Source organism: Bradyrhizobium sp. USDA 376, assembly GCF_054063675.1.
The window spans coordinates 7536558-7558298 of sequence record NZ_JBSSGN010000001.1; the positions used below are offsets into that span (position 1 = coordinate 7536558).

Below are 21741 nucleotides of genomic sequence, written 5' to 3' on the forward strand. Positions count from 1 at the left end.
GTCAACAAACGGGAGCCGAAGGCCCAGCGATCCCGCCCCTCTGCACCCGTGCACATGTCTGACCGGGCGCGCGAAACTTGGGGGTACGTTACGGGTCTTCTCGATCGAATGGGCATCCTGACCGAGATAGACGCCGTAGCGCTGGAAATGCTGTGCGAGGCTTATGCGGACTATTTGGCCGCGCGGGCCGAGCTCAAGGCTTTCGGCTCTGAGTATTACGCAACTCAGACCGCGGCCGGCGACCAGATGCACCGGGTGCATCCCGCCGTCGCGCAAAGGAATGACGCGGATCGGCGAATACGCGCCTGGCTGGCCGAATTCGGGATGACACCAAGCGCACGGGCGCGAGTGAAAGCAGATGGCAACGAAGACGAAGACCCCGCGGAAAACTACTTCGCGTCCTGATCCAGCGACGGCGTATGCGTTGGCTGTTGGTGCCGGCAAGATCATTGCCGGCCCGCACGTCCGGGCTGCCTGCAAGCGGCATTTGCAGGACCTCGAGACGGGGGAAGCGCGCGGTCTGGTATGGGATCCCGCCGCGGTCAAGCGCGTGGTGGGGTATTTTCGTGATGTCCTAACCGTGGAAATCGAGGACACCGCCGACGACGGCGCGGTGACAAGCCGTGCTGTCCCCTTCGTGTTGCAGCCGTGGCAAGCGTTCATCGTGGGATCACTATTCGGCTGGAAGCGTTCGGACGGTCTCCGACGATTCCGGCGTGCCTATATCGAGGCGGGCAAGGGGTCCGGCAAGTCGCCTCTTGCTGCTGGCATCGGGCACTACATGCTGACGGCGCTGGGCAAGCTGCGCGCTGAAGTCTACTCGGCCGCCACCGATAAAGATCAGGCCGCTATCCTTTTCCGCGACGCCGTCGCAATGTGGCAACGATCGCCACAACTCAATAAGCGATTGCTTCCATCCGGTGTGAACCCCGTGTGGCAACTGACCGACACGGCCAAGTCGTCATTCTTCAAGCCCATCAGCTCGGACAAGCGCGGCAAATCGGGCATCAGGCCCTTCTGCGCCCTGGTGGACGAGATCCACGAGCATCCCGACAATGAAGTGATCGAGATGCTGCGCGCCGGCACCAAGGGTAACCAGGACGCGTTGATATTCGAGATCACGAACTCCGGTTTCGACCGCAAGTCGGTATGCTTTAGCGAGCACGAATATTCGATCCGTGTGGCGCACGGAGAGGCGGAAAATGATGCGTGGTTTGCCTACGTCTGCGCGTTGGACGAGGGCGACAATCCATTCGAGGACGAGGCGTGCTGGCCGAAGGCAAACCCGACTCTCGGCGTCACCATCCAGCCCCAATTTATTCGCGAGCAAGTCAACGAAGCCAAGGGTATGCCGTCGAAAGAGGCCATGGTTAGGCGCCTTCACTTCTGTGAATGGACCGACAGCATCACCGCGGCCTTTTCACGCACCGCGTTGGAGGTCGTATTCGGCGAGGTCGACGCAGACGCACTAACGGAGCGGGGATATCCATGCTTTGGAGGCCTCGATCTATCCCGGGCGAACGACCTGACCGCGTTCACGCTGACGTGGTTGCTCGATAGGACCGTCGACAAGTGGCGCTTCGCGTCGCGAACTTGGTTTTGGACCCCGAAAGACACTCTGCACGAGCGCGCAAAGGCGGACCGAGCGCCGTATCCGGTTTGGGTTGATAAGCAGTTCATGGAGGCAGTGCCTGGCCGCCGCATCGGCTACGGCTGGGTGGCAGATGCGCTCGGGACGATTTGCGCGAAGTATCAGCCTGTCTCGATCGGCTGTGACCAGTACGGCCTTGAAAACCTCCGTGAGCAAATGGCTGAGCGCGGACTGTCGCTGCCGTGTGTGGTGCATCCGCAGGGTTTTCAGAAGCGCGTCGTCTCTGAAACCAAGGGGAAGATCGAGACCGGGGCGGACGAAATCTATCTATGGATGCCGGATTCGATCAACAAACTGGAGGCCGCGATCATTGAGGAGCGAATTGTTATCGAGAAGAATCCTGCAATGACGATGTGCTTGGCCGGGGTGATTTACGAGTCGAACCGAACGGGACACCGGATGTTCGCCAAGGATAAGGCCACCAACCGCATTGACGGCGCCGTCAGTCTTGCCATGTCGATAGGCATCGCGACCTGCAGCGGCGGCGAGAAGAAGCCCAAAAAATACCAGATGATCTTTGTATAAGAGAGGAAACGAAATTGGAGCAGGAATTCGACATTGAAGAGGCGATCAAAGCATACCAGCGAACGTATGCACGGTGTCAGTTTGTCGATCCCGATTACGCACGACACTGCCTGACGATGATTGACTTACTGAAAATGGATCAAATGGAAGGCGGCATTTCAGAGGTGAATAGATGAGCCTCGCGGGGAGCCGGAACATTACGCCTTGAGCCGGGACGGCTTCCGCGCGTCCTCCGTGCGATGCCATAGCGCGATGTCCTTCTCGGACAGGCCGGCGTAGAAGCGCTCCCAAGCCTCCCTGAATGCGACCTTGGCGGCGTCCAAGCTCTCCGCACCGCCAGCGGACCAGGGTGCCATGGGAAGCGGCACTGTGATGGTCCAGGCCCACACAGGTGCATTGGCCACTTGGTCCTGGGTGAGCCTGATGCGGCCGATCGGCCGGCCCTCCCGCATCACCGTGTAGTCGCCCTCGGCGGTCTCGCCGCCGATGAGGGTAGGGCGGAGGGAGAGGGGGTGGGCTTGGGACATGTGGGTAGAGCCTCGAATGCGGGTTGCCGTTGTTGTTAACTTAGGTAGAATCTGGACGTAGATTCCCGCCAAAGTACACCCCAGCATGGCATCAGATCTCTTTGAACGCATGGCACGGAACCCCCATGGGGACTGGACCATTAAGGATGTAGAGACGGTTTGTGCGGAACATCACGTATCCTGCAAGCCTCCGACCGGCGGCGGCTCCCATTACAAGGTTTCGCACCCGCGCATCGATCACATTCAAACCGTTCCCTTTAAAAGGCCCATCAAACCTGTATATATTCGCAGGTTAGTGAAGTTCCTCGAGGTGGTCAGGAGGCTGAAGTGAGTATGTCGACTGATTATGCTGTGACGATCCGGCCGCTTTCGGCCGCAGACGGCGGCGGCTTCGTTGCGCTCGTCCCGGATCTTCCGGGATGTATGTCTGACGGCGAGACACCTCAGGAAGCTCTGGCGAACGCTCAGGACGCAATCGCGTGTTGGATTGAGGCTGCTCATGAGATGGGCCGTCCGGTGCCGGAGCCCACGCGCGAAGATCCGCCTCAGTCTCTCAAGTTCGGCTAAGCCCTAGCTCCGGTCCAAGAACTCCGCCAAAGCTGCCGCCATCTCCCCCTCATCCGCGCAACGCTGCCGCAGCTCGTCGGCGATATCATCCGTGACATCGCGCGACCATCCCTCGACGGTATTAAAAGCAACGATCCGGACTGGATTGCTGTACTGGCCTTCCATGAGGTGATCGAGCAATGTCTGGCGATCGGCGTCTTCCTCGTCCGTCTCGCCGCCGGCACATGCCATCGTTCTGTGTGTAGTGACTCGGCGCCTTGAGTGAGAAGGATCGATCGACGCCTGTCCCAGGTGGGGACGAGAATGTAAGGTGGTGCGAGCGTCTTCGGCGCCGTCGAGGTACATTCCGACGCGAAACACAGCACGTTCCATGAAAGTCGCAGATGGTGAAGTGGTTTTACAAAACTCACGCGGGGGTGGCTGAGATCGTTCCGACCGGGAAGGGTTTTGCGGTCACGTTGATGGCGAGACATTGGGGCATTATACTTCGCCATCTTCAGACTTGGCCGAAGACCCATCAAACCTGGGCATACCGGAGAACATTAGCGAGTGGCAGCGCGTGCGGTGATTTACGGCTGTTTGGATCATCCCACAGTCGAAGTTAGCGGCCACGCGGCTCGGCACCCCATGCGAATAAAGGCGCTGTCCCTGCCACGCGCCGCTAACTTCAACCCCGCCAGCCTCCACGACGGAAGAAGCTGACGGCAGGATATATCCATCAGGAAAAGCCGTGGCACAACTACCAGAACCGGTCGGCCCCACCTCGTCAGACACGCTCTAAGCTCGTCCGACAGCCTTGCAGAGAGGGGAGACATCCGCATGGCAAAACGGGTGCGCATTCGTTGCATAAACAAGACCGACCGGCGAAGTGCTCATGAGAGAATCAAATACGTCGGCGGGCTGAATTCAGACGGAACGCGATGGAGGCTATCCGTTAAGAAGACTATACAAGACATCGAAAGCCGCCAGTGGGAGTACTACGTCGAAGAATCAGGCGTCACCGTCGAGGTCATTGTCGCCACCGACGGCCGACACAAGTACATCAAGACCACAGTGGACGGAATTCAACCGGACAATCTCCTTTCGCTCCCTGAGTGTCCATGATGATTATCGCCCCCAGATCGCACGAAGCGGGGCACGACTTGGCGCCAGGTCAGGATTAGGATCAGCGCTGTCCCTGCCGTGCCCGCGCTGTGATTGAGATTAGCGGACTCGGCGCCGGACCGTAACGTACCGCTAACCTCAATGTGGCTGCTGTGTATTCGGGCTAGCTTTCCAAAAGCTGACGAGACCCCGCGGGGGCAAAGGCGCACCGGCGGGCCGCGCTCGCGATCGTCGATGATCACCGGACGGCCCCGTAGAGGACCGACCGCCGCCTACTTGGGTTGGTAGTATTCTCGTCTTTTCCCAAGCGTATATTCCTGTGGCGTCGCTGGAGTGTACCCACATGGCCCCGCGCCAGATCAAGTGCATCACTAAACTCCCTAATCACCATGATCGCCATCGGCGCATTCAAGCTGTCGGCGGTAGCGGTTGGAAGGATTCAGAAGAAACTGCGATTGCCAATGTCAAGCGCGACCCGGACGCTTATCGCGTCAATGAGCAAGGCAAATCCGCTCGGGTTGTCGTCAGAAAGCACGATGGCAGAGAATATCTGAAGACGGAGAATGATCGCTTTCTCCCTGATAACCTTCTGAGCCTTCCGGATTGTTGAAGCGTTTACCTCAGAAGTACATCGCCGAGGTGCGCGGCATGCATGCCATGCGACACTCGTGATCTTACCTACTACCTAGCGCTCCGCATCAAACGATACGGACGACCTCACCGGAGGCAGCGTCGCGATATAGGTCTACTCGATTGCCATCCCAATGATAGTCGAGGTGGCGTCCCTGCGTCGGGCCGGATGCGAGATCGGGATAGAATAAGCTGACACACTCCCCGCCGGAATAGCGAACGCTTGGATAGACAATTCCCTCAGATCGAGAGCCGCGCATCCGGGAGGCCAACGGCTGGCTTTCGCTATAACTATTCGTATTGAGCGCCGGAGCATGGGCTGGATCTCCGCCGCGCAAATCGTGCAACGATGCATTCACGGTCAGGACGATCTCGCGAAACTGCGACGCCCATCCTGGTGGCTCGCTGGTGCGGGCCATAAAGCGGGCATGATGGTGGGTCGTCTCCAGCAGAGCGACCTCGAACTGGTCTCCCACGTAGAGAACGCCATAGCTGCCGTCGCTAAATCGGCTGGGCCGATCCGTGCTGACGTGGGTGAAAGGTGCCATGAGATAACTAGCACCGGACCCGCCGACCCTTCGTTCCGGGGGCACGAGATCGATGTTGCCGATCGTGTCCATCAGCCTCGGATTTGTTTTCTGCTCCGCTGAAATGAGAAGCGGCCAGTCAGCGGGGTCCGCGATGTCTTCGAACAGGTCGATAGGCGGGTAAACGCTGCGGATAATCCTGACAGCGCCCCGCCATTCAACCTTAGCAGTCGGGACGGCGTTAATGTCGATCACCAACCGCCACGCTCCGCATCGACGTAGCGCCGCACTCGCATCAGGTCGGTCAGTTCACCACCGAGCATGATGTCCAATGCCGACCGATCTCCGAATGCGGCATTACGAGCCTTCACCCATACGTAAGCGCGCTGGGGTTCGCGGAAGATGATACGAAGAGCCTTGTGGATGCCCATCAGATTGGAGAGCCGGGCCTTGCCGTCGCGGTCTATCCTGCCCGGCTCGCCGGCCTTCCAGCGGCCATAGGTGCGCACCGGCATGTCAAGCAAGACGGCCGCCTGATCGTCGGTGACGCCCCACAGCCGGAACAGATTGAGGACAGCGCGAAACATCGCAGCCGCCTCCTCATCCGAGATCGGTTCGGGCCGAAAGTCACGGGGCGTTGTATCAACTGTCAAAAATTGGGTCATGGGATCCCGGGGTGCCAGATGGCGGTATATATCGAAATCTCTGCCAAATGGCAATGTTCCGATGACACATCAAAACACCTTTTGTTACGAAAGCCGGGAACTTGACGCTCCCTGGCGGCATCCGCACCTCGAAACTCCCGCAGTCAAGGACGACCGAGTGCTTAATAATGCGGACACTAGGATGGCGCCGCGGCGGATGATTTCTTCGCCTTTAGCCCGATCTCGACCAGCCGGCGGATAGCCTCCGCTCTGGTCGGTCGGTCCGACTGTCCAGCCACCCACTCGTCTAGTGCGGCGAGAGGGGTCGGCTGCATCCGCACGACGATTTGCACACCCCTACCGGTAGGCGGCGGCCCCCGTCTTTTCTTTGCTAGCACGGTTTTCTTTCTCATGAAACTGTGCTAGCACAAAAGCGAGCCGGACGGAAGGTGACAACTTCCGGCCGGCCCTAACCTCGATCATCGAAAAGGGTTTTCAAAATGACCGAAGCTGAAAGCGTGTCTATCACGCCACGGGCGAGCTCGCCCAAAATTCGTGAGGCAAATCAGTTCGCCACGCTGGGCGAAGCCGAAGCCTTCCTTCAGTCTGCGGGCTTCCACCTAGTCCCGGATTCCTGCAACTGGACCAACGCTGAGGGCGACGATGCCGGCGTGTACGCGGTCGACGGCCGCTATGGCGCGGTAAAAGCTTGGCGCGTTAGGATCAACCGGAGCGGCGCCGGTGGCGCTGTTGAATCCGCGGAGGCGCCGTCGCGGCGACGCTTCTTGTCCCGAGCCGCTGGCGTGGCCGCTGGTGGCTCCGTTCTGGCATTGGCGGCAATTCCGCCAGCCGCGACCACCGCGGCGCCTGCAGGCAAGCTGGGGGCGTCTGCACTGGCCCTGGATGCTACCAAGATAAGCCCGCAGCTCCGGGACCTAGTCCACGCTCTGCAAGATGCCGACGACGCTTTAACGCCGGCCATGGCCGCCTTCGATGCAGAATACGAACGATATCAGGAGTGGCTGAAGCGGCATCCCGCGCCGAGCGGCAAGAATCGGCGAGCAATGCACAAGTGGGATCGGCGCCAACAGAAATACATTGAAGGAAGCAACTTCCTCGCCGCACAGGCCGCACAGGTGGAGGCTGTGCGAGCCCACGAGGCCGCCCGGAAGGTCATTGCTGAGTACAGGGCGCGCGATATGAATGAGTTGATTCACATGGCCTGCCTCGTCTGTGTCTTCGAAGACGGCAAGCACGGCCGTTCTAGGGTCTTCATGGCGCAAGGTGTGGCTTATGATCTAGCGCGGTTCGGCACTGGCGGAGGCATCTCATGAGCCACCTCGATACATTTGGTGTGCAGGAGGTCTTCTGCGAGGCGCTGGCGCGCGTTGAGCGCATCGGGCCGAACCGGCGGCTGGTCTTCGTTATCACCGTGCCAAGCAGCGACGGCACCAAAGAGCAGGTTGCGGTGGTCAAACTCGCACTGTCGGCTAATGCAGCATTCCAGGCCGCCCAAGCAATTCTCAACGATGGCGGAGAGCCCTTGGCTGCGCTGGAGAACGCGCCGACTGTCTGGGCGAACTGACATTCCCCAAGCGATCATTGCCCGTCAGTTTCGGCTGGCGGGCTGCTTTTTTCCGGAAAGCAGTCGTCTGCCCAAACTGGGGCACCCGTTCACCCATCAAAACCGCTTTCGCGTCAAATATTCACAGGGGCTCGACGCCTATTTGATCATTGTTTTGATTATGGTTTTTCGATCGATTTTCTTAACTGTGAATAAGTGGCACCTTTTTTGGCCTATCGAAAGGCATTCGGATATGTCCGCTTAGGTGCAATCAGGAGTTTTTCCCATGTCGCGCGGTCCTCACAACACGAAGCAGGCGGACATTCGCAAAGCGGTCAACGGCGTCATTGAGGGGCTCGGCGAGCACCGGATGGACCTCAAGGTTCTCCGGGTTGAGGTCGAGCGGGGCGGCAAGATCGTCGTCATCGCCGCTAAGTCGTCGACTGCGCCCGAAGCGCGAACGGAGGCCGCCTGATGAGCGTCGAAATGATGATTGAGCATGCCGTCGACCTGGCGAACGCATTTCGAAAAACGCTTTCGGCGGCGCCAGCAAAAAAGCGCTTGGCCATGGTGAAGCGTCGCGTCTCCGATTCCGACGTGGTGTTCGCCATCTGGCAGGACCCCAACCTTCCGCACGGCGTCGGATGGATCTTGGTCAAGGGCCAACAGATCGCGCGTCAGGTTTTAGCAAACAATGAGAATGCGACCATCCGTGTGGCAGCCATACCCTGCATCGAAGCAGCGCAGGCCCAAGCCCTGTTGCAGGAGCTTGGCGAACAGGATCTGAGACACTGATGTCCGAGCGCTGGCCCGCAGCACTGCGCCTCGACCAAGCCGCAAATTATTGCGGGCTGAGTGTCGATGTATTCAAGGCCAGGTGTCCCATTAAGCCAATCGGGTTCACGGATTCGACGCGGGGCAACAGATGGCTGCGATCAAAGCTCGATACCTGGTTAGAATCTCTCGACCCTAACGGTTCAACGCCAACACGAAGGTTTGGGGAACGGTTGTGATAGTCGAAGTGCGACTGCGGCACCTTAACATCGTCCATGGGCGCAAGCCCAACACTTGGTACGTCTATCCGCGCGGGGGCGGCCCGGCGCTCATCAAGGGCTTTGTCGGCACTCGCGATGAACTGATGAGGAGGCTAGAACAGCCTGACCTCATCAACGCCTATAACCGCCCTCGCCTACTAAAGCGGCGAGCTGGCGATTTCCCAATGGAGACGCTTGGCGGTTTTATCCACTGGTTCAGTTGTGGCGCGATAGATGACGAGGAAGTGGACGGCTATCCAAAATGGAAAAAGCTCGCTGACGCTACGCGCAAGGATTACCTAGAGGGTTTCGACTATCTACGGCCGGAGTTCGACGTCGTATTGAAGGACATAACGCAACCTGACCTTTACGCCGTTCGCGATGCATGTGCCAACGCCAAGTGGCCGAGGTTCGCTGACCAGATGATCGCGGCGCTCTCCTCGATGTTCAGGCAGGCTGTGAAGCGCGGCAAGATGCCGTTTAATCCTTGTCTTGGCATGGACAAGATCCACGAACCGGACCCGGATTCCAACCGGGAATGGCTGCCGCCCGAATGGAAGTTTGCGGCCGAGAACGCGCCGCTCGAGGTTCTGATTCCGATGATGACAGCTCGCTATATCGGGCTGCGCGGTCAGACTATCGTTAGGCTCAATCGCAACCAATTCGAGGACCATCCTCTGACGGGCAAGGCGGTTCGCTACACTGCCCGCAAGAACAAAAACGCCGTGCGCCTGCCGGTCATGCAGGAATACCAAGATTTCCTGACTTCGCTCACGGTCCAGCGCGCCGATGGACTTATCGCCGTTCGAAATGACGGCTCCGAATGGAAGTCCGAGAAGGAGATGCAGACCAAGGTCAGCCATTGGCTGCGCGGCCAAGAGGCAAAAGGTCTGATTGGAACCGGGACGACCCTGCACGGCTTACGGGTTTCCTATGCGGCTTGGTGGAAGCGCAATGGGGCCAGCGACTCTGAGATTGCGGCTCTGATCGGAGACAAATCACTCAGGATGGGGGCGCACTATACGAGGCACGTTGAATCCGAGGTCAGCATCGTTCGCGCATTCAACCGGATCAAGAGGTGAACATATTTTGCAAAACGCGAGGGTTTTTCTGCAAAACACTAGACGGGCAAAGGGCAAAAACGCTATGGGAATCAAAGCGGCGGGCATGGCGGAATTGGTAGACGCAAGGGACTTAAAATCCCTCGGCGCGCAAGCGCTGTGCCGGTTCGACCCCGGCTGCCCGCACCATCGACAGCTGACGGCGCAGGCCTACAGCCGTGGGACCAAGGACACACCACCTCGGCAGAGCGGACCAAAGGCTGCGGCAGCATCGCGCATGAAGTTGCAAGAGCAGCGAATCGCCAGAGCCTGTTGATAGGCGCGGCCAAATGCTCTCCGAAAACCAGGAACGACCCGGTACGGGCCGAGTTAAGGCGACGAAACAAACCTGTGAGAGGGAGCCGAAGCCATGGCCCGCGCAACAGCCCATCCGGATCGTCAATGCATCTCAAGTGAAGACATTCAAGGAACCGAGGTCTACGGAGCAGATAAAAAGAACATAGGTGAGATTGATCACCTCATTATCGACAAGGTGTCAGGTCGCGTTGCTTATGCCGTCATGAGCTTTGGCGGATTTGTCGGACTGGGCCACAGCCATTACCCCATTCCGTGGAGCGCCCTGACATACGACACATCGCTTGGTGGTTTTCGAACTAACATCACCGAGCAACAGCTGAGGGACGCGCCTGAGTTCAGCGATGACTCGTGGCAGGATCGAGACTGGGAAACGCGCACCCATCAGTACTATGGGACGCCTACGTACTGGGAGGCGCGAGGTCTATAACGGCTTAAGTACAGAGAACCTCCGCGTCGAACCTGCCTGAGGAAGAGATCCGTACGAAGGCTTATGAGCTGTGGGAGGCTGCGGTCCAGCACGAGCTCAGCACACCGGATGCTCTTTAGGCCTGTTTCCTACTCGGCCCATCCGAGGCGCCAAACGGCCGTCAATCTTCCGGAGCACGCAATGAAAGCGAAATCCATCAAGGACGATTCTGGCCGCACGTTCGTCCTAATTCTGGAACCGGGCGAGGAAGCCTTCAAAGCGATCACCGAGTTCGCCAACCGTGAAAACATTGCCGGCGCATCGGTTACGGCGATTGGCGCGTTTGCGGAAGCGAAGGTTGGCTGGTTTGATCTCGTGGCGAAACAATACAAGCCGATCCACGTGAACGAACAGTGCGAGGTCTTGAGCCTCTTGGGCGACGTGGCAGAAGGCGATGACGGCAGGGCCAGCCTGCATTTGCACGCCGTGCTTGGCCTCAAGGACGGGTCCGTGCGCGGAGGTCATTTCCTCTCAGGCGCCGTCCAGCCCACGCTTGAGGTCACGGTCAAGGAAACAGCAGTGCACCTCTGTCGCAAGAAGCAAGCGGATCTGGGCATCGCCCTCATCCGCTTGTAAAGCAAAGCTAGGTCGTCGCCCCTTCAAGACAGCGACTTCATGAGCGGCACCTACGACGCCTTCTCGGCGCAGGACGTGCGGAAGGCGGTACCCGAAGCACCGACAGCACGTGGTTATATCACCCTCTCCGACCGCCCGATCGAGGCGGCGACGGTGGCGTGCTCGAACATCTACTGCCCGCCGCCAACGAGGTGCTCGCTGTAGACCGCCGGAGGTTCGAGGCCATGCGCATCAAACAGCTCCTTCAACAGCCGCTTACGCTCAACCTGAGGCTCTTTGCGAAGGTCCCGGCCGTCGAGATAGAGAAGGAAGGTATTTTCCGCGGCGAGGTCGACGGTAACGGACATGGCGACAAGCGCCGCCGCGAGCAGGATCAACCAGGTCAGCCAGCGGCTCCCTGACGTGTTCGCGGCCAGGGATCCGGTATCCGCGGACGAGGCAAGGCTCGTTATGAACGCGCGTCCTGCGCCTCAAGTCGCATCGGCTCCGCGCGAAAATCGAGCAGCAGGATCCAGAAGCTTGCCAGCGCGACGATGAGGAGCATGAAGCCGCCGTCCACCATGTGTCCCGAAATCGACACTAGGCCGGGAGCGAGGAGGCCGACGGTCAGCATGGCGGCGAGTGCCAGGGCCGGAAGATCGGCGATGAGGACCGCGGCATAGACCGCGAGCTCGAAGAAGGCATATTCCTTGAGGCGCGGCGAACTGACATAGAGCGCAAACATCGCGAGCACCGTGATGCGTGCGGCCACGCGGGGGTGGTCGATCAGCCAGCGATCGAGCCGCGTCAGAAGCGATCCCCCTGCCCGAACCGGTCCGCTGCCGGCCGCGCGCAGGACGGACAGCACGAACGGCACGAGCACGAGCGCGAGGGCTGCGAGCGCATAGGTCGCGAACATCACCGGCTTGCTGTCGCCGAGCCCGACCTGGTCCATGAGGCTGCGCGCCAGCAGCAGCAGCGACGGATTGGTTTCCATGAGCTCGACGGCATGCTGATCGGGGATCTGCTTTGTCAGCGCACCGAGCCAGCTCGAGAACAGATCGGCGTAGAACACTCTCGAGATCAGGATCGGCAATGCGAAGCCGAATGCGGCCACCGCGATCAGCACCAGCTTGCGCGCGCGCGGCAGCGGCAGGAAATAGAGCGCGGCGATCACGGGACAGAACACCAGCTTGAACGAGGTCACGAGACCAAGCAGTGCGGCGCCGCCGACGCGCAAGGCAAAGCCGCTGTCCCATGCGCCAGATGCCGTTGGGCGAAGCAGGAGCCTCAGCGCGACCGCGGTCAGCACGCCGCCCAGGATCGCGAAATTCCCGGTCGCCCAGACCCATTCGAAGCCGACGAACGCGCCGAACACGCAGAGCAGCCTGAGCGCGACATCGCGCGGGCTTGATCGCGTCCGGCCAAGCCCCGGCAGGAGCAGGCCGCAGAGCACGGCGAGGACGGGATAGACGCCCATGTGATGAGCGACGAGGACGCCGCCCGCGCACACGGGACGGAAGACGTCGAGCGTCACAGGCAGATAGGGATAGGAGAGCCTGGTGCCTTTCAGGTTCTTGACGAAATAGGGATCGAGCCCGTCGGCATAGGCATCGACCGCGGCACAATTGACGCGAACGTCCCAGCCGTAATTGAGGGGAAGCGTGCCGTCGCTGACGAGATTGCCGAGCACCAGCAGCGCCGTCAGCCCGATCAGCCAGGCAAGCCAGATGTTTCGCCTTGCGGTCATGTCGACCGAGGGGCCCAACCATCGTGCTACGTCGGACACTGCGAAATACCTTGTCTTGCCGGGTTCCTCCGGGGCGCCTGCGCGGCGCCCCGTCAGGCCACCATGGACAGGATGAGTTGCGGATTCATCTCCCCGGTGCGGCGCCCGCGATCTTATGGTGAATGACTGGTTGCCGGCGCGTGGCTGGGACGGCGGAGTGACGGGCTACCTCACCAACTCGTGTCCGCCTCCGCCCCGCCTGACAGCCATCCCGAAACATGGGTTGTGCGTCGCAGCATGGACGTTAGAAGAAGCCCTGTATTTCAGAGGTGAGCTTCTTGTCCGACGTCAATGCCGACGATTGGGTGTCCTCCGGACACCGCCCCATGGGTTTTCCCGAATTTGTCATCGTGATCGCGTCCATCATGGCGCTCAATCCGCTCGCGATGGACATGATGCTGCCCGCGCTGCCCAATATCGGGGCGGCATTCAAGATTCCCGTCGCCAATCATCTCCAGCTGGTGCTGTCGACCTTCCTGATCGGCTTCGGCGTGGGCCAGTTCGTCATGGGTCCGTTGTCGGACCGCTTCGGCCGCCGCCCGGTGCTGCTCGGCGGCATGGCGGTCTATGCGGTCGCGAGCGTGCTGGCGGTCGCCGCGCCCTCGTTCGAGACGCTGCTGCTGGCGCGCGCGCTGCAGGGGCTCGGTACCTCGGCAACGCGCGTGATCGCGACCTCGATCGTGCGGGACTGCTATGTCGGCCGCCGCATGGCCAGCGTGATGTCGCTCGCCATGATGGTGTTCATCGCAGTGCCCGTGATCGCGCCCTCGTTCGGGCAGGCGGTATTGCTGGTGACGGCGTGGCGCGGCATCTTCGTCGTGCTGATGCTGTACGGCCTGCTCGCGCTCGCATGGTGCGTGCTGCGGCTGCCTGAAACCCTCCCCGTATCCGAACGCCGGTCGCTCGCACCCGCCGACGTGTTCTCGGCCTTCCGCCAGACCGTGACCAACCGCCAGACCATCGGCTATGCGACGGCCGCCGGCAGCGTCATCGGCGCGCTGTTCGCCTACGTGTTCTGCGCCCAGCAGGTTTTCACCGGCATCTATCATCTCGGTCACTATTTTCCGCTCGCCTTCGCTGCGATCGCGGCCGGCACGGCCGTGGCTGGCTTCCTCAATGCGCAGCTGGTCGGACGACTGGGCATGCGCGTGATCTCGCATGGCGCGCTGACGCTCTACACCGTGGTGGCGGGCGTGATGCTGCTGACGGAGATCCTCGGCGTGCTGCCGCTCGCGCTGTTCATGGCGCTCTCGGCCCTGATGATGTTCTCGTTCGGCATGATGGTCGCGAACTTCACCGCGCTCGCCATGGAGCCGCAGGGCCACATCGCCGGCACTGCTTCGTCGCTCTACGGCTCGATCACGACCCTGATCGGCATCGTGGTCGGCATGGCGATCGGCCAGAGCTTTGACGGCACGCTGCTGCCGTTCTCGGTCGGCTTCTTCCTGTCGACGCTGGCAGCGCTCGCAATCGTGCTCGTGGTTGAGAAGGGACGGCTGTTCAAGCCGCATCATCGTCCCGTTAGTTAAGGAACTTCCCGGCGGCCTCGATGTTGTACTGCAGCAATCGAGAGGATGGCGAGATGGAACCAAAGAAGAAGCCGGATCAGCCCGCGTGGGAAACCGAGCGGCCCGCCCCACAGCAACAGCTTGCCGAGGAGCGGCCGGACACCAGCCTGCCATTCGCGAGTGAAGGGCTTGAGCAGGTGCGCGACAGCCATTGCTGAGCGCGCACTCTACTCCGCAGCACGCCTGCTGGCGCTGAACTCTTCGGCAGCGCTCTCCGGTGCCGAGCTTCTTCCACGCGGCGGCACCATCAGCACCACCACCTCACGCGTCAGGCCCGGCTTGCCCCAAAGCCTTGCCTCCACCGTGAACTCGCGCTTGACGAAATGCTCGGCGCGCGAAGACACCCCCTCCATCCAGCGGCTGCATTGGTCCTGGCCGCGGAAACAGAGCGCGGCCCAGCCGCGGTCCAGGGTCGTCTTGCGCGGCAAGCCCCAATTGTATTGATACGCGAACGGCCGTGCATAACGCGGATGGTCGGGGCTGTAGAATGCGGTCGCAAACGCCAGCGAATCGTCGCCGCTGACGGCGCTGAGTGGCGTGCCGGTCAGCTCGCGCCATTCGCGGGTCAACTCGCTCGCCGCCTGCGCGTAGAAATTCCGGCCTTCTTCGTAGCCATGTTCGTTGCGGTAGACGGCATGGATCGGGGCGGCGACCAGAACCGCGGCGAACGCGACGCCGGCCACGATCACCGTGACGTTGACCGTGTAGAAGCGCTCGATCGGATAGCGCGTGCCGCAGACAATGAGCACGACGAACAGGAACAGCCCCTGCAACGCCCATAGCGACGGCAGATCCGTCCCCATCGCGAGCGACGTCAGCACGGGCAGCGCGATCGTTCCGATCGCAACGTAGAACAGAAGTCGCAGGCCCGGGCTCATCGCGGCAAAGTCGGCCGGAAACTGCTTCAGCCGCGTGCCGGCGATCAACACCCAGAGCACGGCGGACACACTCATCGCCGCCGCCAGTCCCAACAGGAAGTTTCTGACGTCGCCGAGCGAACTCACGACATTGCCATTGGCGTGGGCCAACGCATAGGTGAAGGTCGATGCGCCTGTCGTCGCGAGCCAATACAGATGCGGCGACAGCGCCGCGAGCCCGACGACGACCGAGATCCAGGGGGACGCCGAGAAGAAATAGGCGCGCCGCCCCGGGTGCGCCAGCGCGGCAAAGGCGAAGCTCGCGACCAGGAAGATCGAGTAATATTTGCCGACCATCGCCAGCGCCGTCGTCCATCCCACCGCAACCGCCCACAGCGCGGTGCGCGTCTCGAACGCGCGCAGGAAGCACCAGGTCGCCAGCGGCCAGGTCGCGAGCAGCACCGCATTGGCGTTGAAGCGCTGGGCGTGGAATTGATAGGCCGGCGTCAGCATCAACAGCAGCAGCACCAGGACGCGCTTGTGTCCGGTCACGAACTGCCGCGAGATCAGGTCGACGAAGACCAGCGCGAGCCCGGCATTGGCCATCGCCATCAATTGCAGCGACCAATCGCTGAGCGGAAACACCGAGGTCCACGCCGCCGTAACCCACCCCATCAACGGCGGATGCTTGTGATAGCCGAAGGCGAAATTCCGGCCCAAGGTCCATGCCTCGAGCGTATCCGGATGCAGGCCGCCGCCGGCATAGGCGATGGCGAGATAGAGGGTCCAGACCAAGACGAAGCACGCGATGAGGAGCGGCACGGCCCAGCCCGCATCGACGTGGTCGAGCCAGCGAAGGAAAGGCCGGCGCCAGCGCGCCGGCGCGCGATCCGACCGTTCGGCCATCGCCTGGAATGCAAAATCGAACGGCACGGGAAGCAAATGGGACAAGGAAAGCGATGCGCGAAGACGCCACATCTATTTCAGAACAGAAACAAATAGCAACAATTGGAAACTGGAAGAGTTAAAAAGCGCCCCGCCTTCTCAATCAACGCAACAACAAATTAAAACAGCGCCGCTGATGACAGCGGCGCCGCGCGATGGTCGAGACGTAAGGCGCGAGAAGCGCCTTCCCCTACTCGGACTCGGCCTTACTCCGTCTTGTCGACGTTCCAGAACACCGGGGTTGCCGGGCCGTCGATCACGCCGGTGAGCGACTTCCGCCACGCGCTCGGCGCCTGATATTGACCCAGCGGCATGTAAAGCACCTGGTCATAGGCTTCCTTCTGGATCTCGGCCGCGATCTTCTTGCGATCCTCCGCCGAGGCCGCGCGAACGAAGGCGTCCTTGAGCTGCTCGATCTTGGCGTTCTCCGCCCACCCGAACCAGCCGCCCTTCTTGCCCTGCCCGCCGACAGCGACGTTGGAGATCGGATTGTCCACGTCGGCGCTGACCCAGTTGGTGATGAACATGTTCCAGCCACCCTCCTTCGGCGGCTTTTGGCTGGCGCGCCGGTTCACCACCGTCTGCCAGTCGGTCGCCTGAAGGTCGACCTTGAAGCCGGCTTCGCGCAGCTGCTGGGCCACCACGATCGGCTGGGCCTTCAGCGTCAGCACGTCGCCCGGCGCCATGAGCACGACCGGAGTGCCGTCGTAACCGGACTCGGCCAGCGCTTTCCTGGCCGCAGCCATGTCCCCGCCCTTCGCGAGGGTCTCACCGCCGACATCCGTCGCGAACGGCGTGTCGCAAATGAAGGCCGCAGCACAAGCCTTGTAGTACTTGGGATTGCCGATCAGCGCATCGAGCACGTCCTTCTGCTTGATCGCCAGGAATGCGGCGCGGCGGACCTTGACGTTGTCGAATGGCGGATGGAGGAAATTCATCCGCGCGCCCGTCTGGAATCCGAACTTGTTCAGGATCTCGAGCTTGAGCTCCTTGTCGGCTTCGATGGTGGGCAGCATTTCGATGGCAGGAATTTCCATGAAATCGACGTCACCCGACTGCAGCGCGTTCAACGCCGTCTGCGCGTCCGGCATCGTGATCCATTCGACACGGTCGACCTTCACCACCTTGCCGCCGGTGGTCCAGTTCGCCGGCTCCTTGCGCGGCACGTAATCGGTGTTCTTGACATAGACCGACTTCACCCCGGGCTGGAATTCACTCTGCACGAACTTGAAGGGGCCGGAGCCGATCTGCTCGGGGATCTGCTTGTCCACCGGCGTCTCGGCGAGACGCTTCGGCATCATGAATGCGACCCGCGAGGACGGCTTGCCGATCGATTCCAGCACGAGCGCGTACGGCTCCTTCAGCTTCAGCGTGATGGTCTTGGGGTCGGTGGCCTCGATGCTCGCGGTGAACAGCATCATTTGCTGCCCCATCCCGTCGACAGCGGCCCAGCGCTTCAGGGAGGCCACGCAATCTTCCGCGGTGACGGGCGCGCCGTCATGCCACTTCAGGCCATCGCGGAGCGTGAAGGTGTAGGTCAGCTTGTCGTCGGAGATCTTCCAATCCGCCATCTGCGGCTGGATCTTGAAGTTCGAATCCGTCGAGATCAGCGTGTCGTAGACCATGTAGCCATGGTCGCGCGAGATATAGGCGCTGGTGAAGATCGGATCGAGGATGCGCAGATCCGAATGCATCACGGCGGTGATGGTCTTGCCTGCGGCGAGAACCGGCGAGGCCAGTGCCGAAAGCGCCACGACCGAAAGCGCAAGTTTGGAGGCGAACGCGAGACGTCCCCGGCGGATGATTTGGAACATCGAAGTTCTCCTGGCAGTTCTGTTGGCAGTTTTCTTGGCAGTTCTCCTGGCAAGCGGCGCCGCTGATGACAGCGGCGCCGCGTAATGTTCGGCAGGAAAGGCGCGATGCGCCTTTCCTTACTTGGACTGGGGTTTACTCAGACTTGTCGACGTTCCAGAACAGCGGCGTTGCGGGGCCGTCGAGCAAGCCGGTGAGAGATTTGCGCCAGCCGCTCGGCAGCAGGTACTGCCCGAGGCGGGATGTAGATCACCTGCTCATAGGCTTCCTTCTGGATGTCGGTCGCGATCTTCTTCTGCTCGTCGATCGAGGAGGCGCGGACGAAGGCGTCCTTGAGCTGCTCGATCTTGGCGCTTTCAGCCCAGCCGAACCAGCCCTTCTTGCCCTGGCCGCCGATCGAGAGATTTGCGATCGGGTTGGACACGTCGGCCGCGACCCAGTTGGTGAAGAACATGTTCCAGCCGCCTTCCTTCGGCGGCTTCTGGCTGGCGCGGCGGCTCACCACCGTCTGCCAATCGGTCGCCTGCAGGTCGACCTTGAAGCCGGCCTCGCGCAGCAGCTGGGCGGCCACGATCGGCTGCGCCTTGAGCGTCGTGACGTCGCCGGGCGCCATGATCACCACCGGAGTGCCGTCATAGCCGGATTCGGCCAGCGCCTTCTTGGCTTCCGCCATGCCGTTGCCCTTCACCAGGGTTTCGGAGCCGACGTCGGTCGCGAGCGGCGTGTCGCAGATGAAGAACGCGCCGCAGATCTTCTGGTACTTGGCGTTGCCTACGAGCGCGTCGAGAACGTCCTTCTGGTTCATCGCCAGCAGAGCGGCACGGCGCACCTTCACGTTGTCGAACGGCGGATAGAGGAAATTCATCCGGCCGAGCGTCTGGAAACCGAATTTGTTGGAGACCTCGAGCGTGAGCTCCTTGTTCGCTTCCAGCACCGGCAGCATGTCGTAAGGCAGGTTTTCCATGAAGTCGATGTCGCCCGACTGCAGCGCGTTCACCGCGGTCTGCGAGTCCGGCATCGTGATCCATTCGACGCGGTCGACCTTCACCACCTTGCCGCCCGAGGTCCAGCTCGCCGGCTCCTTGCGTGGCACGTAATCGGTGTTCTTGACGTAGACCGCCTTCACGCCGGGCTGGAATTCGCCCTGCACGAACTTGAAGGGACCCGAGCCGACCTGCTCGGGGATCTGCTTGTCCGGCGGCGTCTCGGCGAGACGCTTCGGCATCATGAAGGCGACGCGCGAGGACGGCTTGCCGATGGAGTCGAGGACGAGGCCGTAGGGCTCCTTCAGCTTCAGCGTGATGGTCTTGGCGTCGGTCGCCTCGATGCTCGCCGTGAAGTCCATGAGCTTCTGGCCCATGCCGTCGACCGCGGCCCAGCGCTTGAGCGAGGCGACGCAGTCTTCCGCCGTCACGGGCGCGCCGTCATGCCATTTCAATCCGTCGCGCAGCGTGAAGGTGTAGGTGAGCTTGTCGTCGGAGATCTTCCAGTCCGCCATCTGCGGCTGGATCTTGAAATTCGAATCGGGGGCCACCAGCGTGTCGTAGACCATGTAGCCATGGTCACGCGTGATGTAGGCCGTGGTGAAGATCGGATCGATGATGCGAAGGTCGGAATGCATCACCGCGGTAAGAGTCTTGCCGGCCGCGAGCACCGGCGAGGCCAGCGCCGTTGAAAGCGCGACGACCGACAGCGCAAGTTTGGAGGCGAGCGCGCGAGGCCCCCGGCGCATGAAGTTGGACATAAAAAGTTTCTCCTGACGTGAAACTGTTCAAAGGCAGGTTATTCGTTGAGCATCCGGTTCGTTCCTTGGGCGAACTAACCTCATGCAATGCCTTTATCTTTTCGAGACTTGCAGACAGTGTTGAGCGCGTCAATCCGGTTTCGTCGCAAGCCCTCGCGGCGCGCGCACGGGCTCCACAAAGATCGGTTTGGCTCTACAACGCTCTCCGCTTGTCCTGCCGCGCGCCGATGCAATGCGCGTTCCATCTTTCGCAGCTTGAGAGACATTGAGATGAATCCAGCCAATCTTCCCTTCGATTCCGAGACCATGCTCGAGGGCCTGCGCACCTGGGTGGAATGCGAAAGCCCGACCTGGGACGCGGGCGCGGTGAACCGCATGCTCGATGTCGCGGCGCGGGATATGGCCATCATGGGTGCGACGATCGAGCGCATCGCCGGCCGCCAGGGTTTTGGCGACGTGATCCGCGCCCGGTTTCCGCATCCGAAACAGGGCGAGCCCGGAATCCTGATCGCCGGTCACATGGATACCGTCCATCCCGTCGGCACCATCGAGAAGCTGAAATGGCGGCGCGAGGGCAACAAGTGCTACGGCCCCGGCATCTACGACATGAAGGGCGGCAACTATCTCTCGCTGGAAGCGATCCGGCAGCTGGCGCGCGCCTCGTTCACGACGCCGCTGCCGATCACCGTGCTGTTCACACCCGACGAAGAAGTCGGCACGCCGTCGACGCGCGACATCATCGAGGCGGAAGCGGCACGCAATAAGTACGTGCTGGTGCCGGAGCCCGGCCGCGCCGACAACGGCGTCACCACCGGACGTTACGCCATCGCACGCTTCAATCTCGAGGCGACGGGACGGCCGAGCCACGCCGGCGCGACGCTGTCGGCGGGACGCTCGGCGATCCGCGAAATGGCGCGACAGATTCTCGCGATCGACGCGATGACGACGGAGGACTGCACCTTCTCGGTCGGCGTCGTGCATGGCGGCCAGTGGGTCAATTGCGTTGCCACGACCGCCACCGGCGAGGCGCTGTCGATGGCCAAGCGCCAGGCCGATCTCGACCGCGGTGTCGAGAGGATGCTGGCACTGTCGGGCACCAACAACGACGTCACCTTCAAGATCACGCGCGGCGTGACGCGCCCGGTCTGGGAGCCGGATGCCGGCACCATGGCGCTGTATGAGAAGGCACGCGGCATCGCCAAATCTCTCGGCGCGGAATTACCGCATGCGAGCTCCGGCGGCGGCTCCGACGGCAATTTCACCGGTGCGATGGGCATTCCGACTCTCGACGGCCTCGGTGTGCGCGGCGGCAATGGCCACACACTCGAGGAGTTCATCGAGGTCGATAGCCTGGTCGAGCGTGGGCGCTTGATGGCGGGATTGCTGGCGACGCTGGAGTGATACGGCCCGAGTCATTCCGGGGCGCGTCGAAGACGCGAACTATGGTGCGCAGTTGCGCACCTGAGAATCTCGGGATTCCGGGTCGCGCACGGAATGACGCGGTCATCAACTTCGCATTGCACAATGCGTTGGCAGTGGCGGTCTAAATTTATCCTTGTCTAAAAATGAGGCGTATCGTACTGCTCGATTGTCCACGCGACGATGCGGGAGAGATCGCAACGAAGGTTTTCAGCTTTCGTTGTGGCGCCGACGGAGCAACCGCCCCGGAAACTCTCAGGCAAAAGGACCGTATCGTCAGGACGATCTGGAGAGAGACGGCGCGATTTCAGGCAATCGTGACGTCCACCGAAGGGGATAGTCCGTTGCGTGATCCGCAGCGGATCAAGCTCTCAGGTAACCGTGACAGATGGGGC

24 protein-coding genes, 1 tRNA gene, 1 pseudogene and 2 riboswitches are annotated in these 21741 nt (G+C 61.3%); of the genes and pseudogenes, 17 read left to right on the forward strand and 9 right to left on the reverse strand.

Annotated elements, in window-relative coordinates; translation table 11 throughout:
- Positions 1 to 54 precede the first annotated feature (54 nt).
- From ACVJ19_RS35465 to ACVJ19_RS35475, 3 genes are read left to right on the forward strand one after another with little or no spacing between them, the layout of a single operon-like run.
- A complete protein-coding gene (locus ACVJ19_RS35465; RefSeq protein WP_453953691.1) occupies positions 55 to 405 on the forward strand; it encodes a phage terminase small subunit P27 family in 351 nt (116 codons plus the stop codon).
- Positions 359 to 2176 carry a terminase large subunit gene (locus tag ACVJ19_RS35470; protein ID WP_453953692.1) on the forward strand — a complete coding sequence of 606 codons (1818 nt, stop codon included), beginning with the start codon at positions 359 to 361 and terminating at the stop codon, positions 2174 to 2176. The genes ACVJ19_RS35465 and ACVJ19_RS35470 overlap by 47 nt, the downstream gene beginning before the upstream one ends.
- A gap of 14 nt (positions 2177 to 2190) precedes the next feature.
- Entirely contained in the window at positions 2191 to 2352 is a 162-nt protein-coding gene (locus ACVJ19_RS35475; RefSeq protein WP_453953693.1) for a hypothetical protein, read from the forward strand.
- A 21-nt stretch (positions 2353 to 2373) separates the two neighbouring features.
- On the opposite strand, the gene ACVJ19_RS35480 is transcribed toward ACVJ19_RS35475, so the two are convergent.
- Positions 2374 to 2703 (reverse strand): hypothetical protein, encoded by a 330-nt coding sequence (locus ACVJ19_RS35480; protein WP_453953694.1) that lies wholly within the window; start codon positions 2701 to 2703, stop codon positions 2374 to 2376.
- 333 nt (positions 2704 to 3036) lie between these two features.
- Here ACVJ19_RS35480 and ACVJ19_RS35485 point away from each other — a divergent pair, with 333 nt between their 5' ends.
- On the forward strand, positions 3037 to 3270 hold the full coding sequence (locus ACVJ19_RS35485) for a type II toxin-antitoxin system HicB family antitoxin (protein ID WP_453953695.1): 234 nt from the start codon (positions 3037 to 3039) through the stop codon (positions 3268 to 3270).
- Between the two features lie 3 nt (positions 3271 to 3273).
- Here the strand turns inward: ACVJ19_RS35485 and ACVJ19_RS35490 are convergent, their stop codons facing one another.
- On the reverse strand, positions 3274 to 3642 hold the full coding sequence (locus ACVJ19_RS35490) for a hypothetical protein (protein WP_453953696.1): 369 nt from the start codon (positions 3640 to 3642) through the stop codon (positions 3274 to 3276).
- Positions 3643 to 4089: 447 nt separating this feature from the next.
- On the opposite strand from ACVJ19_RS35490, the gene ACVJ19_RS35495 reads away from it, so the two are divergent.
- Together ACVJ19_RS35495 and ACVJ19_RS35500 are read left to right on the forward strand one after the other, a co-directional pair.
- Complete coding sequence (locus ACVJ19_RS35495; RefSeq protein ID WP_453953697.1) at positions 4090 to 4374, forward strand: DUF3892 domain-containing protein; 285 nt, start codon at positions 4090 to 4092, stop codon at positions 4372 to 4374.
- A 343-nt stretch (positions 4375 to 4717) separates the two neighbouring features.
- The gene (locus tag ACVJ19_RS35500; RefSeq protein ID WP_453953698.1) at positions 4718 to 4984 is read left to right on the forward strand and encodes a DUF3892 domain-containing protein; all 267 of its coding nucleotides are present in this window, start codon (positions 4718 to 4720) and stop codon (positions 4982 to 4984) included.
- A gap of 88 nt (positions 4985 to 5072) precedes the next feature.
- On the opposite strand, the gene ACVJ19_RS35505 is transcribed toward ACVJ19_RS35500, so the two are convergent.
- Together ACVJ19_RS35505 and ACVJ19_RS35510 are read right to left on the reverse strand one after the other, a co-directional pair.
- Positions 5073 to 5789 (reverse strand): RES family NAD+ phosphorylase, encoded by a 717-nt coding sequence (locus tag ACVJ19_RS35505; RefSeq protein ID WP_453953699.1) that lies wholly within the window; start codon positions 5787 to 5789, stop codon positions 5073 to 5075.
- Positions 5783 to 6196 carry an MbcA/ParS/Xre antitoxin family protein gene (locus ACVJ19_RS35510; protein WP_453953700.1) on the reverse strand — a complete coding sequence of 138 codons (414 nt, stop codon included), beginning with the start codon at positions 6194 to 6196 and terminating at the stop codon, positions 5783 to 5785. The genes ACVJ19_RS35505 and ACVJ19_RS35510 overlap by 7 nt, the downstream gene beginning before the upstream one ends.
- Before the next feature lie 479 nt (positions 6197 to 6675).
- Between ACVJ19_RS35510 and ACVJ19_RS35515 the strand changes: the two genes are divergently transcribed.
- The 8 genes from ACVJ19_RS35515 (at position 6676) to ACVJ19_RS35550 (ending at position 11233) form a co-directional block, all read left to right on the forward strand.
- Complete coding sequence (locus ACVJ19_RS35515) at positions 6676 to 7509, forward strand: hypothetical protein (RefSeq protein ID WP_453953701.1); 834 nt, start codon at positions 6676 to 6678, stop codon at positions 7507 to 7509.
- Positions 7506 to 7760, forward strand: coding sequence for a hypothetical protein (locus ACVJ19_RS35520; protein ID WP_453953702.1), 255 nt, complete (start codon positions 7506 to 7508; stop codon positions 7758 to 7760). Before ACVJ19_RS35515 ends, ACVJ19_RS35520 begins: the two co-directional genes overlap by 4 nt.
- Before the next feature lie 265 nt (positions 7761 to 8025).
- Positions 8026 to 8214 (forward strand): hypothetical protein, encoded by a 189-nt coding sequence (locus ACVJ19_RS35525; RefSeq protein ID WP_453953703.1) that lies wholly within the window; start codon positions 8026 to 8028, stop codon positions 8212 to 8214.
- Positions 8214 to 8534: a hypothetical protein gene (locus tag ACVJ19_RS35530; RefSeq protein WP_453953704.1), complete on the forward strand. Its 321-nt coding sequence runs from the start codon at positions 8214 to 8216 to the stop codon at positions 8532 to 8534. The genes ACVJ19_RS35525 and ACVJ19_RS35530 overlap by 1 nt, the downstream gene beginning before the upstream one ends.
- 214 nt (positions 8535 to 8748) lie before the next feature.
- On the forward strand, positions 8749 to 9855 hold the full coding sequence (locus ACVJ19_RS35535) for a tyrosine-type recombinase/integrase (protein WP_453953705.1): 1107 nt from the start codon (positions 8749 to 8751) through the stop codon (positions 9853 to 9855).
- A 79-nt stretch (positions 9856 to 9934) separates the two neighbouring features.
- Positions 9935 to 10023: transfer RNA gene (locus ACVJ19_RS35540), tRNA-Leu, on the forward strand.
- A gap of 220 nt (positions 10024 to 10243) precedes the next feature.
- On the forward strand, positions 10244 to 10618 hold the full coding sequence (locus ACVJ19_RS35545) for a PRC-barrel domain-containing protein (RefSeq protein ID WP_453953706.1): 375 nt from the start codon (positions 10244 to 10246) through the stop codon (positions 10616 to 10618).
- Positions 10619 to 10798: 180 nt separating this feature from the next.
- Positions 10799 to 11233, forward strand: coding sequence for a PPC domain-containing DNA-binding protein (locus ACVJ19_RS35550; RefSeq protein ID WP_453953707.1), 435 nt, complete (start codon positions 10799 to 10801; stop codon positions 11231 to 11233).
- A 170-nt stretch (positions 11234 to 11403) separates the two neighbouring features.
- Here ACVJ19_RS35550 and ACVJ19_RS35555 read toward each other — a convergent pair whose 3' ends face one another.
- A complete protein-coding gene (locus tag ACVJ19_RS35555; RefSeq protein ID WP_453953708.1) occupies positions 11404 to 11610 on the reverse strand; it encodes a hypothetical protein in 207 nt (68 codons plus the stop codon).
- 71 nt (positions 11611 to 11681) lie between these two features.
- Positions 11682 to 13001, reverse strand: a complete 1320-nt coding sequence (locus ACVJ19_RS35560; RefSeq protein ID WP_453953709.1) for a hypothetical protein — start codon at positions 12999 to 13001, stop codon at positions 11682 to 11684.
- A gap of 278 nt (positions 13002 to 13279) precedes the next feature.
- Between ACVJ19_RS35560 and ACVJ19_RS35565 the strand changes: the two genes are divergently transcribed.
- Positions 13280 to 14530, forward strand: a complete 1251-nt coding sequence (locus tag ACVJ19_RS35565) for a multidrug effflux MFS transporter (RefSeq protein WP_453953710.1) — start codon at positions 13280 to 13282, stop codon at positions 14528 to 14530.
- Positions 14531 to 14583: 53 nt separating this feature from the next.
- Entirely contained in the window at positions 14584 to 14727 is a 144-nt protein-coding gene (locus ACVJ19_RS35570) for a hypothetical protein (RefSeq protein ID WP_453953711.1), read from the forward strand.
- A gap of 9 nt (positions 14728 to 14736) precedes the next feature.
- On the opposite strand, the gene ACVJ19_RS35575 is transcribed toward ACVJ19_RS35570, so the two are convergent.
- The 3 genes and pseudogenes from ACVJ19_RS35575 to ACVJ19_RS35585 all read right to left on the reverse strand — a co-directional run bounded on the left by ACVJ19_RS35575 (position 14737) and on the right by ACVJ19_RS35585 (position 19927).
- Positions 14737 to 16332: a glycosyltransferase family 39 protein gene (locus ACVJ19_RS35575; protein ID WP_453955270.1), complete on the reverse strand. Its 1596-nt coding sequence runs from the start codon at positions 16330 to 16332 to the stop codon at positions 14737 to 14739.
- 245 nt (positions 16333 to 16577) lie between these two features.
- Positions 16578 to 18185, reverse strand: coding sequence for an ABC transporter substrate-binding protein (locus tag ACVJ19_RS35580; protein WP_453953712.1), 1608 nt, complete (start codon positions 18183 to 18185; stop codon positions 16578 to 16580).
- Positions 18186 to 18318: 133 nt separating this feature from the next.
- Positions 18319 to 19927, reverse strand: a pseudogene (locus tag ACVJ19_RS35585) (ABC transporter substrate-binding protein).
- A gap of 270 nt (positions 19928 to 20197) precedes the next feature.
- Between ACVJ19_RS35585 and ACVJ19_RS35590 the strand changes: the two are divergent.
- Entirely contained in the window at positions 20198 to 21328 is a 1131-nt protein-coding gene (locus ACVJ19_RS35590) for a M20/M25/M40 family metallo-hydrolase (protein WP_453953713.1), read from the forward strand.
- Between the two features lie 194 nt (positions 21329 to 21522).
- A riboswitch (glycine riboswitch) is annotated at positions 21523 to 21627 on the forward strand.
- A gap of 3 nt (positions 21628 to 21630) precedes the next feature.
- Positions 21631 to 21736, forward strand: a riboswitch (glycine riboswitch).
- Positions 21737 to 21741: the final 5 nt, after the last annotated feature.

Excerpts from the sequence above, each read along its gene's own strand:
- ACVJ19_RS35465 (WP_453953691.1), top strand. The coding sequence starts at position 55 with ATGTCTGACCGGGCGCGCGAAACTTGGGGGTACGTTACGGGTCTTCTC.
- ACVJ19_RS35470 (WP_453953692.1), top strand. The coding sequence starts at position 359 with ATGGCAACGAAGACGAAGACCCCGCGGAAAACTACTTCGCGTCCTGAT.
- ACVJ19_RS35480 (WP_453953694.1), bottom strand. The coding sequence starts at position 2,703 with ATGTCCCAAGCCCACCCCCTCTCCCTCCGCCCTACCCTCATCGGCGGC.
- ACVJ19_RS35485 (WP_453953695.1), top strand. The coding sequence starts at position 3,037 with ATGTCGACTGATTATGCTGTGACGATCCGGCCGCTTTCGGCCGCAGAC.
- ACVJ19_RS35490 (WP_453953696.1), bottom strand. The coding sequence starts at position 3,642 with ATGGAACGTGCTGTGTTTCGCGTCGGAATGTACCTCGACGGCGCCGAA.
- ACVJ19_RS35495 (WP_453953697.1), top strand. The coding sequence starts at position 4,090 with ATGGCAAAACGGGTGCGCATTCGTTGCATAAACAAGACCGACCGGCGA.
- ACVJ19_RS35500 (WP_453953698.1), top strand. The coding sequence starts at position 4,718 with ATGGCCCCGCGCCAGATCAAGTGCATCACTAAACTCCCTAATCACCAT.
- ACVJ19_RS35510 (WP_453953700.1), bottom strand. The coding sequence starts at position 6,196 with ATGACCCAATTTTTGACAGTTGATACAACGCCCCGTGACTTTCGGCCC.
- ACVJ19_RS35515 (WP_453953701.1), top strand. The coding sequence starts at position 6,676 with ATGACCGAAGCTGAAAGCGTGTCTATCACGCCACGGGCGAGCTCGCCC.
- ACVJ19_RS35520 (WP_453953702.1), top strand. The coding sequence starts at position 7,506 with ATGAGCCACCTCGATACATTTGGTGTGCAGGAGGTCTTCTGCGAGGCG.
- ACVJ19_RS35525 (WP_453953703.1), top strand. The coding sequence starts at position 8,026 with ATGTCGCGCGGTCCTCACAACACGAAGCAGGCGGACATTCGCAAAGCG.
- ACVJ19_RS35530 (WP_453953704.1), top strand. The coding sequence starts at position 8,214 with ATGAGCGTCGAAATGATGATTGAGCATGCCGTCGACCTGGCGAACGCA.
- ACVJ19_RS35545 (WP_453953706.1), top strand. The coding sequence starts at position 10,244 with ATGGCCCGCGCAACAGCCCATCCGGATCGTCAATGCATCTCAAGTGAA.
- ACVJ19_RS35550 (WP_453953707.1), top strand. The coding sequence starts at position 10,799 with ATGAAAGCGAAATCCATCAAGGACGATTCTGGCCGCACGTTCGTCCTA.
- ACVJ19_RS35570 (WP_453953711.1), top strand. The coding sequence starts at position 14,584 with ATGGAACCAAAGAAGAAGCCGGATCAGCCCGCGTGGGAAACCGAGCGG.
- ACVJ19_RS35575 (WP_453955270.1), bottom strand. The coding sequence starts at position 16,332 with ATGGCCGAACGGTCGGATCGCGCGCCGGCGCGCTGGCGCCGGCCTTTC.
- ACVJ19_RS35580 (WP_453953712.1), bottom strand. The coding sequence starts at position 18,185 with ATGTTCCAAATCATCCGCCGGGGACGTCTCGCGTTCGCCTCCAAACTT.
- ACVJ19_RS35590 (WP_453953713.1), top strand. The coding sequence starts at position 20,198 with ATGAATCCAGCCAATCTTCCCTTCGATTCCGAGACCATGCTCGAGGGC.